Origin of the sequence: Mesorhizobium sp. M0870 (assembly GCF_040319775.1) — a bacterium.
GTDB lineage: Bacteria > Pseudomonadota > Alphaproteobacteria > Rhizobiales > Rhizobiaceae > Mesorhizobium.
The window spans coordinates 1-15,500 of record NZ_JAMYOI010000045.1; the positions used below are offsets into that span (position 1 = coordinate 1).

Consider the following 15,500-nt stretch of genomic DNA (forward strand, 5'->3'; position numbering starts at 1 on the left):
GCCTGGTCGCGGCGATCGGCGAGGTGATCCCGGAAGCCGCATGGCAGCGCTGCTACGTCCACTTCCTCAGGAACGCGCTCGATCACCTGCCCAGGAAGCACGGCGACGATTGCCTGCAGGAACTGCGCTGGCTCTACGACCGGCGCGATCTCGCCGAGGCCAAGGCCGATCTCGCCGCATGGCTGTCCAAATGGTCCGCCCGCTACCCGCGACTGACCACCTGGGCGGAAGAAGCTATAGAACAGACGCTGACTTTCTTCCGGCTGCCGCGTCAGCATCACAAGCACCTAAAGTCCACCAACATGCTCGAACGGCTCAACGAGGAAATCCGCCGGCGCACCTATGTCGTGCGCATCTTCCCAAACGCCGAAAGCTACCTGCGCCTCGTTAGGGCGCTCGCCGTCGAGACCAACGAAAACTGGATGGAGGCCAACCGATACATCAACATGGACGACCTGCGCGAGCACAAGAAGCTCGCTCTACGCCAAGCCGCATGACCAGCTTCATGATCGCCCATTTTGCAGAACTTGACGCACACAACCTCAATTTAGGGTCATGTTGAATAAAATGCAGAGTGGAACTCAACGCCGACCTGTGCCAGGGTCCCGCCTCATCACAACCAGTCCAAAGAGAAGATCGCCCCCTTTCACCACTCTTTCCTTCGCGGCGCCCAACGGCAGGCCGTGGCCCGCCCGTTCAGTCATGCGCTCCGGATTGCGGCGCGGCCAATTTAACGGTCGATGTAATCCCCCGTTTACCGCTCTGGAGTGCGTGGCGGCACCTGATCTAGGAGTGCGATCTCATCGGTCGCTGCTGGCAGTTCGCCCCTTGGCGTCAGCTTGTCGACCGCCTCGGGCAAGTCTTTAGTGATCCGGGCAATCAACTCATCGCGCGACAGACCAGTTTGCATCGAAAGCGCAGTGAGAGTGTCCTCGTCAATTGCCGTCTCCACGTCCTTCGGGTCGATCGGTTCGTTGGGTCCGGTACTAACCCACGAATCGACCTTCGATCCCGCTCCTGCATTTCTGAAGCGGTCGAGGATGTCCCCAAACGCGGTCCCGGAGACGCCCTTGGACAGCTGATCCAAGAGCCCGCCTTGTGTGTTGTTTGGATCTCGATTTCCCGCGCCGCGGATCAAGTCACCGATCTTATCGCGATTTTGGTAAGCAAGAATGCCAAGCATCGCGACAGCCAGTCTTCCCAGATTTGCCATTGGTTTCCTCCTTAGCTAACAGGAAGAAGGCTTCGAGGCTCGCAAGGTTCCGCCTGCTGGAGTTAATAGACCTCTGGAACACGCTCAGCCTTCTCCTCCCGGAATTCTGCAGCGAAGCGCGCCGCAAGTTTTCCTCGCCGCGCCAGTGCTTCACACGGCAATCAACCCTGGGGTTTTAAGCGGCGCAATGATAAGGAGGAGGGAGCGGAACCTGGCCAGCTCGCTGTCGCTGTCATTCCCAACGTTTGCCCAACCAGTCTTCAAGCCCGTTGTCCGGCTCCTATCTTCAACCGAGTGCCGCTCTCACGCCCCATCTTAGCCTCAAATTACACACCCGCTCTTCGGAGGTGCATTGAGCTTCTCTAGCTGCGGGACATATGAAGCGCAACACGATCTCGTCCTTCCGATTTGGCACGAAACAGAGCCAAATCGGCGGCATTGACGAAATCGTTTGGCGTCTCGTTCTCGGTGGGCACCGCTGTTGCGGCGCCAACGCTGATGGTCACGCGATCCGGGCCGTGGGGTATGTTCAATTCCCGCACGCTCTGGACGAGCCGCTCTGCGATCGCGCTGGATTGTTCCAGTAAAGTGTCGACCAGCACGATGACGAACTCTTCGCCTCCGTACCGCGCAGCGAGATCGGTGGAGCGGCCGGAACCACTCTGGATTACGCGGGCGATTTGCTTGAGCACCTCGTCGCCGGCCATATGGCCATAGGTATCGTTGTATCGTTTGAAGTTGTCTGCATCGATCATCAACAGCGACAATGGGGACTGTGCGCGAAAAGCGCGCTTCCATTCAGCCGCCAGATATTCGTCAAAATAGCGCCTGTTGCCTAGACCCGTCAGGCCATCGATCCGCGTCAGACGTTCAAGCTCGAGATTTGCACTGATCAGCTGTCGCTGGCTTTCCCTTAGCGCTCGGTACGCCGCGTCTCGCTGGACGTGATCCAGATAGGCCCGCGTGTGATATCGAATACGTGCAATCAGCTCGATACGGTCCGGCAGTTTGACGAGATAGTCGTTCGCTCCCGCAGCGAACGCCTCGCCCTTGGTGGCTGGATCTTCCTTGCTCGACAGCACAATGACTGGGACCGCGCGTGTCGACCCATGCTTCCTGTATTCTCGCACCAGATGCAGCCCATCGACCCCGGGCATGACGAGATCCTGCAGAATAACCGTTGGCTTTACCTCATCCGCGACCGCCATCGCTCTCAATGGGTCGGTGCAGAAGTGTAAGGAAATATCGGGCGCGGTGGCTAGAGCGCGCCTGACCGCCTCGCAAACCATGATCTGATCATCGATGAGCAGAACCATGGATGAATAATTATCTGCGAGTGGCGGGACCAGCTCTGGTTCTTGCGTCATCGGACGGGCCCTTTCACGTGGAGCGCTCGCAGGCTTCGATTATACGTGAGCCGATAGCACTCAAAGGAAGAATATCAACAGCCGCGCCGATGTCGGCGGCGGCCTTCGGCATGCCATAGACGGCACTGGTTGCTTTATCCTGCGCGATTGTGAGATGCCCCTTGTCGCGGAGCTGTCTCAGCCCGCGCGCACCATCCCTGCCCATGCCTGTGAGCAGAACACCAGTCACCGAGCCGGGCCACCATTGCGCCGCACTTTCGAAGAACACATCTACGGACGGCCGATAAACATTGTCCTTGGGGCTGGGCGTATAGCCAAGTTGCCGAGCTGACTTGAAAACCAGATGATCCGCAGAACTGGCAACGAGAACGGTGCCGGCTTGAGGACTATCCCTTTCCCGCGCCGGACTGATCGGGAGAGGCGTATGCTGCCCCAGCCAATCAACGAGGCCTGGAACGAACTGAGCATCGAGATGCTGGACGAGTACAATCGCGCCGCCAAAGTCAACGGGAAACGAACTCAGGACTGCGGCAACGGCAGCCGGCCCGCCCGCGGAGGCACCGATTGCAATCAGGCGTCGAGGTGTCGGCTCAGCCGCACGTGACATCCGCCTTTTTGCCTGGGTCGGCGCATCACCAATCAGCTTGCCGATCGTCCCTATCTTGTTCGTCAAAAGCCGGGCGGATTGCGAGGACGCGTTACCTTCGATGCCCACTGAGGGAATATCGACTGCGTCAAGCGCGCCATGACCCATTGCTTCGTAGACGCCGGCGAGGTTGGCTTCGATACTAGCGGTCACCAGCAAGATTGAGCACGGGGTTTCCGCCATGATTCTGCGGGTCGCTTCCACGCCGTCCATCTCTGGCATCGCTAGATCCATGAGTATGAGATCCGGCAGATCACGTCTGCAGACCTCGACCGCCTCTCGCCCATTGGTCGCGATCCACGCGACCTGATGTTCGCCGGTCGACAGGACCAGTCGACGCAGAAGTTCAACCGCCATGGGCATGTCGTTGACCACGCCGATTCTCATTCGCTGGCTTCCCATCTCGTTCTCATTCAACCGCCTCGCCAATCATGTCCACGACGGCATGGATCAGCGCCTCGTCCTGAAAGCTACTCTTGGTCAGATAATAGTCCGCACCTGCGTCGAGCCCGCGCGCGCGATCTTCTTCCCGATCCTTGTATGAAACGATCATGATGGGTGTGTTCTTAAGATGAGCGTCCTTTCTGATCGAACTCACCAGCTCGATGCCATCCATACGAGGCATGTCGATGTCGGTGACGACGAGATCGAAAGGACCAGACCGGACGGCATTCCACCCGTCCATACCGTCGACCGCAACTTCGACCTCATAACCGTAATTGCCCAGCATCTTGCGCTGGAGTTCGCGAACCGTCAGTGAATCGTCAATCACGAGCACGCGCTTGCGCCTGCTCGCTTCGGGACCGCCCGCGGCGCGCCGAAGAGTTCGAAGTCCGCTGGATGATGCAAGCTTCTCCACCGATCGGATCAGATCGTCGACGTCGAAGATCAGAACAGGCGAACCGTCTTCCATCAGGGCTGCTGCGCTGATGTCCTTGATCTTGGCAAACCGTGGGTCCAGAGGTCTGATCACCAACTCGCGTTCCCCGAGAAAACGGTCGACGATCAGGCCGTACGCATCGCCCCGACCCGCATCCACGACGACGACCGAGAGTTCGTTCGGTTCCGATCCGGGCTCACCTCGATCCAGCACCTCGCGCGCGGTGACCAGCCCGATCTGTCGATCATTCAATCGAAAATGTGGCCGGCCCTGCAGGAGATTGATCTGCGTCCGCTGCAGTTTCAAAGTCTTGGAAATGGCAGCGAGTGGAAAAGCATAGGGCTCCCCATCAACATCGACGAGCAGCGTGCGCAGGACCGACAACGTCAGCGGCAATTGCAGTTGAAATCGGGTTCCGTGCCCAAATTCTGAGGAGACGCTTGCGACTCCCCGGACTTCCTTCGTCATGGCTTGCACTGCATCAAGCCCCACACCGCGACCGGAGACGTCGGTAAGGCCCGCTTTCATCGAAAAGCCTGGCAGAAACAGGAATGCGAGCAATTCGGTTTCGCTGAGTGTGTCAGCACTTTCCCTGGTTGCAAGTTGCCGGGCGACGACGGTCTCGCGCAGCTTCGAGAGCTCGACCCCCCTGCCGTCGTCCACCACGGCTATCTGCAGCAGCCCGGCATTATGCCTCGCTTCGAGCCTGATGAGCCCCTCTTCGGGTTTCCCCATCGCGATGCGCTCCTCAGGCGGTTCAAGCCCATGGTCTACAGCGTTGCGCAGGAGATGCCCCAAAGGGGCATCAAGCTGCTCGAGAATATCGCGGTCGATGCCGGTCGAGCCGCCTACAATCTCCAGTCGCACCCGCTTGCCAAGGGTACGACCGAGGTCGCGGATCGTTCTCGCATAGTGTCGCACGCCGTCCTCAAAAGGCCGCATCCGGCTCGCCAACGTTTCATCGTACAATCTGTTGGCAAGATCAGTCGCTTTCCGATCCACTGAATCCAATTCATCGAGACGCTCCGCCAGGAACGCTTGGTTCAACCGAAGCTTTCGCTGCGCTTCAGCCAGCGCCTTCACCACCGCCGCATTGTTTGAAACCGGCGGCAGCATTGCATGAAGATTGTCGAACGAACTCGCGAGGTCCGCTTGAAGTCGCTTCAGCCGTAGCAGCCCGTCAGCGAATGGCCTGAGTCGCCGAGCTTCCATCAGCGACTCGCCAGCCAACCCGAGCAATCGGTTCAGGCTGTCTGCCGTCACCCGAACCATTCTATCAGAGCCGATGCTGCCCTGGGCTTGCGGTTCCGCCGCAACTAGGAGGTTCGCTGAAGAGGTCGTCGCCAGTTGCTCCTGGGCATGATCTGGAGTTGCGAAATCAGCTGCAGAATCTTGGGGCCCGGGCTTTGCCTTGGGGAGGGACAATTCCTCGAACTTCGCGAGAAAGGTTTCGACTTCTGAGTTGGCGCTGTCGCTCGATGATCCCGATGCGATCAATTTCAAAAGGTCAGAGCCCTGCAGAAGCGCATCTATATGCTCCCGTCGCACCCTCAGCTGCCCACGTTGCGCGGCGACCAGGCAGTCTTCCATCGCATTTGCAACTTTGACCGCGGGCATCAGGTCGATGATGCGGGCAGCTCCTTTCAGGGAATGCGCGGCACGCATGCATGCTTCCAGGGCGTCGGGGGCGATAGGATCGCGTTCGAGTGCCAGAAGCCCAGAGGTTAGAGCCTGTGACTGCGTCTCCAGTTCGGCCTGGAAGAGGGTGAGCATCGAAACCTGGCTGAAGTCTCCATCTGTCATGCGATGCTCCGGTCAAGCATCGTGAGCAGTTGTCGTGGATCGAGACAGCCAACGGCTCGTCCCTGCCACGGCAGCACGGCAACTGTAGCGGCCGACACTGCCTTGCCAATCGTGGCCGGAACATCGAGAGTGTCGCGTTCTTGGTACCGATGTAAGCCGTGGATCTCGTCAACCGTAAAAGCAACCCGCTTGTCGTGCTCGCCTACCACGACTAGGCGGCGAAATACCTTGGTGCGTGTGCCTTGTTCCCCCTCCTTGCGCTCGTCTATCCCGAGCAATTCGGCCAGGGACAGGCAAATGAGCAATTCACCACGGACATTCGCAATACCGAGCAGTGCACTGTTCCTGCGGTGTGGAAGTGAATGAACGCGACGAGATTCAGCCACTTCATGAAAAATACCGACCGGCAGTGCAAGCCATTCGTCCCCCAAACGGAAGAGAACGGCCGTCTGCAGCGCGTCGCTGTCTGTCGAATGGATCCCTGCACGATCAGCGTTATCATGCCATTCGTCGCGGTATGCCGAGGGCGCTGCACGGTCAAGAAGGCGTCGTGCAATCTTCTTGTAGGTCGGGCAATTCCGGCAGTGGAGATGCTGCTCCAGTAGCGGACATGACTTGTCGCCCCGTACGCCTATTTGCCGCCAGCAGTCGTCGATTGCAATCTCCTCCACCGGCTGAGCGATCTTTGTCGAAGCCGCCATCAGCCGCCGCTCCTTTTCTGGACCCGACCCAGCCGGCCGGCCAGCGCCTCGGCGCCGTTATGGTCGCCTTGCTTGCTAAGCAGCAAGGCCAGATGGACGAGAGCTTCTCGATGATTTGGTGCGAGATAGAGCGCCTTGCGATAACTTCGCGCGGCTTCGGGTGCAGAACCATCCGCATCTTGGACGAGGCCCAGCAGGTAGAAGATTTCCGCGGAAGGACCGAATTCCTTGAGATGCGCCAGGGCGACCTCCTGTGCCTCCTTTACCCGTCCTGCATTGGCGATCCGTTCAACCGCGATGAGGCTTTCCGAGGCCTGTGCAAGCGGCTTGGTCGGAGCCTGCCTACGGCCTTCATTGCCAATTGTCGGTCGGAACGGAAGAAGAGGCTCGCTCTTGTTGACCTTCGGGCTTGGCGCCCGCACCGGGACGGCGGCCGGAACTTTCGGCGCCGTGGTCTTGACGGCCTCCGATTTCAGAAAGGCAAAGGCCAATGGCCATTCAGCGGAAATAAAGCCATGCAACCTTGGAAGAGCTGCTTCCGCCGGACCGACCAGAAGAAGTCCGTCCTTGGCCAGCAGGTCCTTCAGGCAGCTCAATGCGCGATCCTGCAGCTCTCGATTGAAGTAGATCAGCAAATTGCGGCAAAGCAGGATGTCATACACCTCTTGCCCGAAAGCGCGAGAGCCGAACAGGTTTCCTACCCTGAACCGAACCTGTTTCAGCACCCCAGCAATAGGCCGCAACCCGCCCTCAGCCGCTTCGAAATAGCGATCTTTAAATTCGAGATGGCTCCCGCGAAACGAATTGCGCCCATAGATGGCGCGTTCAGCCGTGGCGATATTGCGACTGCTGACGTCCACGCCATCGATCTTGAACTCGTGCGCCTCAAAGCCGGCATCGAACATCGCCATGGCGACCGAATAAGCCTCTTCGCCGGTTGAACATGGCAGGCTCAGGACTCTTATCGGCTGAGCAGGCTTGTGCACGCGCGCATGCCGCGCCAGCATCGTGAACGCTTCTCGGTCGCGAAAGAACCAGGTCTCTGGGATCACCACCGCATTGATCAGCTCCTGCAGCTCCTGCGAGGAAACGGTCAAGTGTTCCCTATAGGCCTGAGGGTTGGTTATCCGGCATGCTTCCATCCGGTCTCTGACCGCCTGACGAACCACTGTCGGACCAACACTGGCACTGTCCAGTCCGATGGTTTCCATCAGGAGCTTTTCTATTGCGCCGGTCATTGATCACCTATTGCGGCCTGGCGGAGCAAAGCGGTACGAATCTCTTCCGAAAGCAGCGCTTCCACTTTGACCGACTGAATGATCTCCGAACCATCGGAAGCCACCGGCCCAAGATAGGGCGGGGTTCCTTGTTCAAGTCCGAACGGCGCGAAATCGGCAGGGTGTCGCTCGAGCGTATCCGTCACCCGTTCCGCGATCAGCCCCAGCAGGCGTTGCTCGCCATCATGCGCCGGATAGCGCGTCACAACGATCCGGGTGCTCAATAGGCGCTCCGATGGCCGGCCAAGCGCAAGATGGGTAACATCGATCAGAGGGATGGGTATTCCGTTATAGCTGACCAAACCCACCACACCAGTTGGCGCACCCGGAAGAACTTTCACATCGAAATAGGGCAGCACCTCTTCAATTTGGTGGACATCGATCAAGTAGCGATCCGGACCCATGCTGAAGGCGAGGAATAGCATTGTCACCTCCTACTGCCGACTCGCTATGCTCGCAGCTTGAACCTCGAAATGCTACTTCGCATGCCGCCTGAGACTTGATTGAGCTCGTCGATCGCGAGCGTCGATTGCTGAAGGGATTCGACTGTTTGCTGAGCTGCCTCGCTTAGCTGGGTTAGCGTGTCGCTGATCTGCCCCGCGCCGGTCGCCTGTGCTTGCATGCCTTCATTGGCGACTTCGAAACGTGGCACCAGCCCCTGAACCTGCTGAATGATATCGAAGAGTTGCCCGCCGACCTGCTGGATTTCCTGCATACCCCGGCGGACCTGCTCGGAAAACTTGTCCATGCCCATCACCCCGGCCGCGACTGCCGACTGGATGTCCTTGACCATCTGCTCAATATCGTAGGTGGAGACAGCCGTCTGGTCCGCGAGCCTTCGGATTTCCGTCGCTACAACTGCAAAACCCCGGCCATATTGGCCTGCCTTCTCAGCCTCGATGGAAGCGTTGAGCGACAACAGATTCGTCTGATCGGCGACTTTTGTGATGGTCGTCACCACCTGATTGATGCTGCCGGCTTTCTCACTCAAGATCGCGAGTTTGGAATTGATCGCGCCGGCCGCTTCCATGACTTGCTGCATGGTTTCTTCCATACGGGTCAGCCCGGCTTGACCTCCGCCGGCGACGGCAGCCGTTTGTTCGGCAACTGTGGAGACCTCGTTCATCGTGCGGACCAGCTCGTTTGATGTGGCGGAGATTTCCTTGGCTGTCGCGCGGATTTCTGTTGTGGTCGCTGCGATTTCAGTCGCAGTTGCCTGCTGTTGCTTGGAGGTGGCGGCGATCTCAGTTATCGACGTGCCGACCTGTATGCTGGACCTTTGAACCTGACCAATGAGGGTTGTGAGATCGTCCGCCATTGCGTTGAAGCCGTCGGCAAGCACACTGAATTCGTCTCGGCGCATCAGATCGAGGCGTTCGCTGAAGTCGCCTTGCCGCATCAATTGAACCGCGTTGACCAAACGGGTGAGCGGACCTGTAATGGCGCGAAACAGCTGGTAACCCAAAAGAAGGGCTAGCCCGAGGGCTACCAACAAGCCAACACTCAAACCGACTTCGGCCGTTCTAACGATCGAGCTGATCCGCTGGGTCGCACTGTTTGCCTCGCCTCTATGATCCTCAACCATGGCCTGCAGAGCGGACTGCAATTTTACAAAAATCGGCTCTACGGTGTTCTTGAGGGCCGGGCTTTCATTGGGAGTTTCACCTTTCGACAAGGCAGCCCGGCTTGTGTCCAGCACAGCAGTTTCAGCCAGACGGAATTGGTTGGCGAGTTCTTTGACGAGTGCATAATTCTGCTTGTCGATGTCGGAGACGATTGTTGCCTCATAGTCGTCCATCGATCGCTGCACTTGGTCGCGATTGGTCGTGATCGCGCTTTCAAGCGTGCTTCTGTCCGACGGGTTTTCCTGAAGGGCAAATTCCTGAAGCAGACTATGGGCCGCCATCTGGCCCGTCATGATCTCGGTGCTGTGATAAAGGTCCGGTAGGATGCCCTTCTCGACCTCAGTCGCCTCCTGGCCCGCCTGAAGAAACCAGGCGTACGCCATGACGGCTATCACGGACATGACCACCAGAACGGCAGCGAAACTGACGAGGATGCGGTGGCGTATTGTCAGACTCTTCATGGAACCGGTTCACCAATGGGGGCATCGTGGGCTGCGCGACAAGCGCTCGTTCCGACGTATTCGAAAAGGTGCGTCGAAAAGCGGCAGTCTGATGCTGAATGGTTTCTTTTCCGTTCCATCGCAAATGATGGAGAGGCGGCTCGCCAATCGGCGGCGCCAGAAGCGGTGGTCAAGGACGTCCTGCCGTCCACGCACATCAGCCCGACATCGGCTAGGGTGGCACGCCGCGTCAAGAGGAGCGTGTATGAGCTACTTGTGGCCATGAGTTGAATGACTGCTTAGGTCAGCTCGATGCCCGAAAGCCGACCTCCCGCTTGCGGCCCAGAGTCGCCAGTCTGCAATGCGCCTCATTTCGGCCAGAAGGTCGACATTTGCCGCGTCCAAAAGCGTACATCGTGATGATCGGCGTTCTGACGGTCTGTCTGCGCCAGCGACCGTCAGAACGCTGCTTGAGAAGAGGTACAGAATCACATCAAATATCCGTGCCTTCAGTCCGATCTCCCGGCTCTGCTGGATCAGCAAATGCCCTGCAGATCGCTCTGGGCGGCCTCGAATATTCCCGCGCTTTGCCTCCAGACAGGCCGCCGGAGGTAATGATCCTCGGCCCCGCGCTTTTGGCTAGTATTTGATAACGAAAAACCCGCTTCGGCGGCTTTTTTATTCAATATCTTTTTTTTAGTCCAGCGCGTTTCGTGTACTCAGCAAATTTCACTGTTTCGTTTCGGGTGGCGTCTTAGCTGGTCTAAATGAGCGGTAAATCGCGCCGAAAATAATCCCCACTGCTATCCCAACAAAAATGATTAGCAACGCTCCACCAGTGGTGTTTGGCGCAATGATCGTCATCGCAATGAGCCCAAGCACCAATCCCACCACTCCGGACACACCGAACCCGGCTATGAAATCTAGGAAGGGCGTCACTTTACACCGACGACTGAAAAGATCAGGGACCCGTAGTGATCCGCCCACTCGCGAGCTGTTGCGATCAAGCTTCTATCGAACGTTCCCGATCTCCAAAGCTCGGGCCTGTTTTCAATTTCCACTACCCACCGGTGCATGATGTCACTTGCCATCTTGTATTCGGTCACTGTTGAAAGGTCGGCTTTAAGAACCACAGCACCAGGCTTTCCGATTTGCGTCGGCGGTGCCCACGCAATCAGAAAAGGCCCGTCGCCGTCGACAGCAACGCCGCTTGCAACTGCATCGCGGACTGCCTTTTGCGAAACAGCCAGTCCATAATCCTGAAGGGCTTCGTCGCAGGTCCTGGTTATGTTCGCCTTGGTTGCGGCCTTTGCATGCTCGGCGCTGTCCATCGGCCATACCGTTACCATTTGGGCCGCTGTAGGGACGACGAGCGACGACGACGGCAGGACGGCATTCACAAACGCCTCGCACAGCATCTTTTGCCGTTCCTGGTCGTAGATGGTAACTTTCGATTTGAATGCCAGAATCCCATAAGCCGCGAAATTAGTGGGTGGATATTCGTTCGGTCCGGCAAAGATCCTAGAGGCGTGAATTTCGTGAGAGGTGTCTGGAGCGCCGGGCGAAAGTACTTTGTCGACCGCGTAGACCAAGCCGTTCGTCTGTTTCACGTCGCTGGCAACGAGACTGGCAATGTCGCCAAATTGGTCCGTTACAGAAATATTGCTTCCTGCCGCCCGAAAAGTGAGAGAGCATCCCCCGATTGTGTCGACCGAGTAGGCTCCGTTGTTCGCGGCTATCTCAGCGAGGATCGCGTCGGTACTCAGATCTCCGGAAATCACATGACACTTTAGGATTTTGGAGAGTTCGTTTTTAGCTTCGGGCGCAAGAAGAACCTGCACTGCACCTTGCTGCAATCTTGCAAATGCGGCGTCTGTCGGCGCGAGAACAGTGAACGGGCCTTTACCCTCCAACGTCTCAACCAGCCCGGCCGCTTTCACAGCTGCTATAAGGGTGGTGTAGTCCTTGGAAAGAGCGGCATTCTGGATGATATTGTTGTCGGAAGTCGTCTGGGCGCGTGCTACCGCCGTCTCAACCGTCTGGGCGTTTCCGACCGCCACCTGACTTATCAGGATGCACACTGCAAAAATCAGTCGACGCTTCATGCCAAACTCCGCCCAGAGAGAGCGAATTTATCATAACCATCAGTTTTGATAAGTGACCTTGGCTATTTGCCCAAGGCGCAGTTCTTTGGACGTTTGGCCTTACGATTGCGCCACCAATGAAACTGCGGGAGGCGGTGACATCACTACTGCAATGGCGCGCCAAGGATTTTCAACGCGAGTTTAGGGGCCGCGAACGGCCCCGTCTGAGGATCATCATACCGTAAGCTGCCTGTTCGCTCTCTGCCAGACAGGACGTTCGGCACGCCGACTCTTGATGTCGGCTTCGAGGCGCATTTCAGACATTCAGTCAGTCGAGGGCCGCATCGCACCTGCCTGAGAGTTTCGCTCGAGTTCGGCCGGACTCATCCTATCGCTGTCATCTTGAACTTTCCCCACGCTCGGCGGTTAAAAGGAGCCGAGAGGATCAACGATGTCGAAATCTGATGGCAGAGGGTCCGACGGCATGCGGTCTTCCTGTGCAGCGTAGTGAGGGATCAACTGCTGAGCCATTCACCTTGATACCGCGTGAAGAGTTTTGGAGAGAGCTCCTGATGACCCGCATCGCAACATTCAACGTCAACGGTGTGAACGGCCGCCTGCCTGTGCTCATCAAGTGGCTGGGTCAGACCGACTATGACGTCGTGTGCCTTCAGGAATTGAAGACCTCGGATGAGAAATTCCCCGCCGAAGCCATCAGGGACGCCGGCTACGGCGCAATCTGGCACGGGCAAAAGTCCTACAACGGCGTAGCCATACTCGCTCGTGGAAAAGAGCCGTTGGAGCGCCGTCGTGGGCTCCCGGGCGATCCTGACGACACGCACAGCCGATATATTGAGGCTGAGGTGGATGGGATCGTCGTCGGCTGCCTCTACCTGCCCAACGGCAATCCCGCTCCTGGCCCGAAATTCGAGTATAAGCTGCGCTGGTTCGACCGCCTGATCAGCTACGGCAAGCTGCTGCTCAGGGAAGGCGTCCCAAGCATTCTCTGCGGCGACTACAATGTCGTGCCCACCCCGATCGATGCCGTGGTGCCGCAACGTTGGTTAGGCGATGCAGTCTACTTTCCGGAGAGCCGGCAAGCCTATGCCGAAATGCTTGATGGCGGCTGGACCGATGGCGTCCGCCGCATCCACCCGGAGAAAGGCGTCTACACCTATTGGAACTTCTCCTACCAGGGTCGCTATGATCGAAGTTCCGGCCTGAGGATGGATCATCTTCTGGTCAGCCCATCCCTTTCGGACAGGTTGTGTGACGCCGGCGTTGACGCTGACGTGCGCGGTTGGGAAAAGCCGAGTGATCATGCGCCAGCCTGGATAGAACTCGGCCGGTCCGGCAAAGACACGACGTGATCTCATTCGGGATGTCTCCGGCGAGCACTCTTCATTTCCGGCGTTTGCGCTCACGCAGCTTTTCTGAGGGCCGCCCTGAACGGACGGTCGATCGTGAAGGCATCTGGACGGATGGCTGCCTCAACCTGGCTCCAGGTCACCGGATGGGCGATTGGAAAACCGCGGCGCGCCCGTGGCGAGAAGGCGCCCACCGCAGTGCTGCCCCGACCATTGCGGAGGTAATCAATGAAGATGCGGCCTGTTCGAGCCGACGGCGAGGCCGAAAGTAGATAGCGGTCCGGATGCGCTTCAGCGAGCCGATTGGCGAAGGACCTGGCCAAGAGGCGGCCGCTGTCGTGCGTGATCTTGCTCTCCAGCGGGACCATCAGGTGAATGCCTTTGCCGCCAGTAACCTTCGGCCAGCTCTCCAGCCCTTCCGCTTCCAGGATGTCGCGGAGCGCCAGTGCGGCCTCGATGACTTGCTCCCACTCCACGCCCTCGCCGGGGTCAAGGTCCAGAACAATACGGTCGGCATGTTCGATATCGTCGACGGTGGCGTTCCAGGGATGCAGCTCTACCGCATCCATCTCGACCAGTCCCAGCAAACCGGCAAGGTCGTCCACCCACACGCGCACACCTTCGCCACCCTCGCGCTTCTGCAGCCGCAATTGATGCACTGCCGCCGGGATCTGCGGCAGTGCGCCTTTGTGATAGAAGGTCGCGCCATGAGCATGGCGGACCAGCTTCAGCGGTCTGTGGCCGAGATGAACCAGGGCATGATCCGCAACCCTCTCCCAGTAACGCGCAAGCTCGTCCTTGGAGGGCGAGACAGCGTCTGGCAGCAGTTGCAGGATGTTTTCACTGGGAACGCCATGTTTCCGGGTTGGCCCGCGTCGCTTTGATGGCGCTTGAGGCTTGGCCGGGATTGGCACGAGGTCTTCGCGCAAACCCTTGAACACTGCCTCGCGCAGCACCCCGCGATCGGTGACGCCGCTGAACTGGACCTCGGCCAGCACGTGTGGTTTCACCCAAGTCGCTTTCGGCTTCACAATCGGCTCTGACAAAGGCGACTTGCTGATGATCAGCGGGTCAAGCCGCTCTCGCACAAGTTTCGCAGCGCTCAAGGTGTACCCGCTGCGAGCCTTCCCGGCATAGAGCAGTCGGTTGCCCTCGCGGCGCCCGATATAAAGCGATGCAATGCGGCGCGGGTGAGCACCGAGTTTCTCTACGAAAGCCACGATAGGGAAGGTGTCGCTCTTGATGCACTTTACCTTCAACCAACTGGTCTGAACCCCCGAGCCGTAGGTCGCATCGACGCGCTTGGATACGATCCCCTCCAACCCCATCCGGCAGGCATGTTGAAACACATCCTTGCCGCTTACCTCCAGATGTTCGGCATAGGTCAGTGTCGGCGCGGTGTTCTCCAGTAGCCTCTCCAGGGCTGCCTTGCGCTTCACCAATGGCAGTTGCCGAAGATCGCGCCCGTTAAGGTGCAGCAGGTCGAACGCATAAAAGATGAGTCTCGCGGAATCTGGATTGCCCAACTCTCTTTCCAGGGCTTGGTAATCCGGAAGGCCGGTGTCGCCGAGAACGACAGCCTCCCCATCGATGATCGCGGTCCTCACCGGCAAGCCCGCCGCTGCTTCAACTATCCGGCGGTATCGATGCGACCAGTCGTAGCCACGGCGCGTGAAGGCCCGTGCTTTGCCACGCTGCATGATCAGCTCAGTGCGGTAGCCATCGTACTTGATCTCGTGAATCCATTCGCTGCCCTCGGGCGCCGTTGCGACCAGAGTCGGCGACTGAAACTCGACGAAAGAGAGCCCGTTTGCTGCCTTACTCATGCACCCTCCGAACCGCGACTCAAGGCTCAGTGCACCAATAGGTTCCAGGTTTTAGCGAAATAGTATGTTCGACTGCTTGCACCGGCAATCCTGGGCCAGCCGGCTGCAAGGGAGATCAACGACAGGAGAAATCGCACTTTCTTCGTCGGTCAGCGGGCCTAGCGGGTCTTCGTTGCAGGAAAATTGGGCTATCACTCGCCTACTAAGGGCCAACTGAGGCTAGCTCGGCTTTTGGGCCGGGAGCGGATCGGCAGCTTGCGGAGCCACGCAG

General features: G+C 58.4%; 12 protein-coding genes. 2 read left to right on the forward strand and 10 right to left on the reverse strand.

The features are described 5' to 3' along the window. Window positions 1-497, forward strand: a 497-nt coding sequence (locus tag NKH97_RS31240) for a transposase (protein WP_352799648.1), incomplete at its 5' end; no start/stop codon positions are given. Window positions 498-754: 257 nt separating this feature from the next. Here the strand turns inward: NKH97_RS31240 and NKH97_RS31245 are convergent. From NKH97_RS31245 to NKH97_RS31285, 9 genes are all read right to left on the reverse strand, one after another. Then, the gene (locus NKH97_RS31245) at window positions 755-1,213 is read right to left on the reverse strand and encodes a YidB family protein (protein WP_023809636.1); all 459 of its coding nucleotides are present in this window, start codon (window positions 1,211-1,213) and stop codon (window positions 755-757) included. 362 nt (window positions 1,214-1,575) lie between these two features. Next, the gene (locus NKH97_RS31250; protein WP_031212665.1) at window positions 1,576-2,580 is read right to left on the reverse strand and encodes a response regulator; all 1,005 of its coding nucleotides are present in this window, start codon (window positions 2,578-2,580) and stop codon (window positions 1,576-1,578) included. 13 nt (window positions 2,581-2,593) lie between these two features. Further along, window positions 2,594-3,613 (reverse strand): chemotaxis response regulator protein-glutamate methylesterase, encoded by a 1,020-nt coding sequence (locus NKH97_RS31255; RefSeq protein WP_127297587.1) that lies wholly within the window; start codon window positions 3,611-3,613, stop codon window positions 2,594-2,596. Window positions 3,614-3,635: 22 nt separating this feature from the next. Next, the gene (locus tag NKH97_RS31260; protein ID WP_352799651.1) at window positions 3,636-5,909 is read right to left on the reverse strand and encodes a hybrid sensor histidine kinase/response regulator; all 2,274 of its coding nucleotides are present in this window, start codon (window positions 5,907-5,909) and stop codon (window positions 3,636-3,638) included. Beyond that, window positions 5,906-6,610 carry a chemotaxis protein CheW gene (locus tag NKH97_RS31265; protein ID WP_127297588.1) on the reverse strand — a complete coding sequence of 235 codons (705 nt, stop codon included), beginning with the start codon at window positions 6,608-6,610 and terminating at the stop codon, window positions 5,906-5,908. The genes NKH97_RS31260 and NKH97_RS31265 overlap by 4 nt, the downstream gene beginning before the upstream one ends. Further along, on the reverse strand, window positions 6,610-7,848 hold the full coding sequence (locus tag NKH97_RS31270) for a CheR family methyltransferase (RefSeq protein WP_023809631.1): 1,239 nt from the start codon (window positions 7,846-7,848) through the stop codon (window positions 6,610-6,612). The genes NKH97_RS31265 and NKH97_RS31270 overlap by 1 nt, the downstream gene beginning before the upstream one ends. Next, a complete protein-coding gene (locus NKH97_RS31275) occupies window positions 7,845-8,312 on the reverse strand; it encodes a chemotaxis protein CheW (protein WP_023809630.1) in 468 nt (155 codons plus the stop codon). Before NKH97_RS31275 ends, NKH97_RS31270 begins: the two co-directional genes overlap by 4 nt. Before the next feature lie 23 nt (window positions 8,313-8,335). Next, entirely contained in the window at window positions 8,336-9,973 is a 1,638-nt protein-coding gene (locus NKH97_RS31280) for a methyl-accepting chemotaxis protein (protein WP_023809629.1), read from the reverse strand. A gap of 914 nt (window positions 9,974-10,887) precedes the next feature. After that, window positions 10,888-12,057, reverse strand: coding sequence for a fasciclin domain-containing protein (locus NKH97_RS31285; protein WP_352443095.1), 1,170 nt, complete (start codon window positions 12,055-12,057; stop codon window positions 10,888-10,890). 551 nt (window positions 12,058-12,608) lie between these two features. Between NKH97_RS31285 and xth the strand changes: the two genes are divergently transcribed. Further along, a complete protein-coding gene (gene xth / locus NKH97_RS31290; protein WP_023809627.1) occupies window positions 12,609-13,406 on the forward strand; it encodes an exodeoxyribonuclease III in 798 nt (265 codons plus the stop codon). 50 nt (window positions 13,407-13,456) lie between these two features. On the opposite strand, the gene ligD is transcribed toward xth, so the two are convergent. Next, on the reverse strand, window positions 13,457-15,229 hold the full coding sequence (ligD, locus tag NKH97_RS31295; protein ID WP_023809626.1) for a DNA ligase D: 1,773 nt from the start codon (window positions 15,227-15,229) through the stop codon (window positions 13,457-13,459). Between the last annotated feature and the right edge of the window lie 271 nt (window positions 15,230-15,500).

Excerpts from the sequence above, each read along its gene's own strand:
- NKH97_RS31275 (WP_023809630.1), bottom strand. The coding sequence starts at position 8,312 with ATGCTATTCCTCGCCTTCAGCATGGGTCCGGATCGCTACTTGATCGAT.
- NKH97_RS31280 (WP_023809629.1), bottom strand. The coding sequence starts at position 9,973 with ATGAAGAGTCTGACAATACGCCACCGCATCCTCGTCAGTTTCGCTGCC.
- NKH97_RS31265 (WP_127297588.1), bottom strand. The coding sequence starts at position 6,610 with ATGGCGGCTTCGACAAAGATCGCTCAGCCGGTGGAGGAGATTGCAATC.
- NKH97_RS31250 (WP_031212665.1), bottom strand. The coding sequence starts at position 2,580 with ATGACGCAAGAACCAGAGCTGGTCCCGCCACTCGCAGATAATTATTCA.
- NKH97_RS31245 (WP_023809636.1), bottom strand. The coding sequence starts at position 1,213 with ATGGCAAATCTGGGAAGACTGGCTGTCGCGATGCTTGGCATTCTTGCT.
- NKH97_RS31255 (WP_127297587.1), bottom strand. The coding sequence starts at position 3,613 with ATGAGAATCGGCGTGGTCAACGACATGCCCATGGCGGTTGAACTTCTG.
- ligD (WP_023809626.1), bottom strand. The coding sequence starts at position 15,229 with ATGAGTAAGGCAGCAAACGGGCTCTCTTTCGTCGAGTTTCAGTCGCCG.
- NKH97_RS31285 (WP_352443095.1), bottom strand. The coding sequence starts at position 12,057 with ATGAAGCGTCGACTGATTTTTGCAGTGTGCATCCTGATAAGTCAGGTG.
- xth (WP_023809627.1), top strand. The coding sequence starts at position 12,609 with ATGACCCGCATCGCAACATTCAACGTCAACGGTGTGAACGGCCGCCTG.
- NKH97_RS31270 (WP_023809631.1), bottom strand. The coding sequence starts at position 7,848 with ATGACCGGCGCAATAGAAAAGCTCCTGATGGAAACCATCGGACTGGAC.
- NKH97_RS31260 (WP_352799651.1), bottom strand. The coding sequence starts at position 5,909 with ATGACAGATGGAGACTTCAGCCAGGTTTCGATGCTCACCCTCTTCCAG.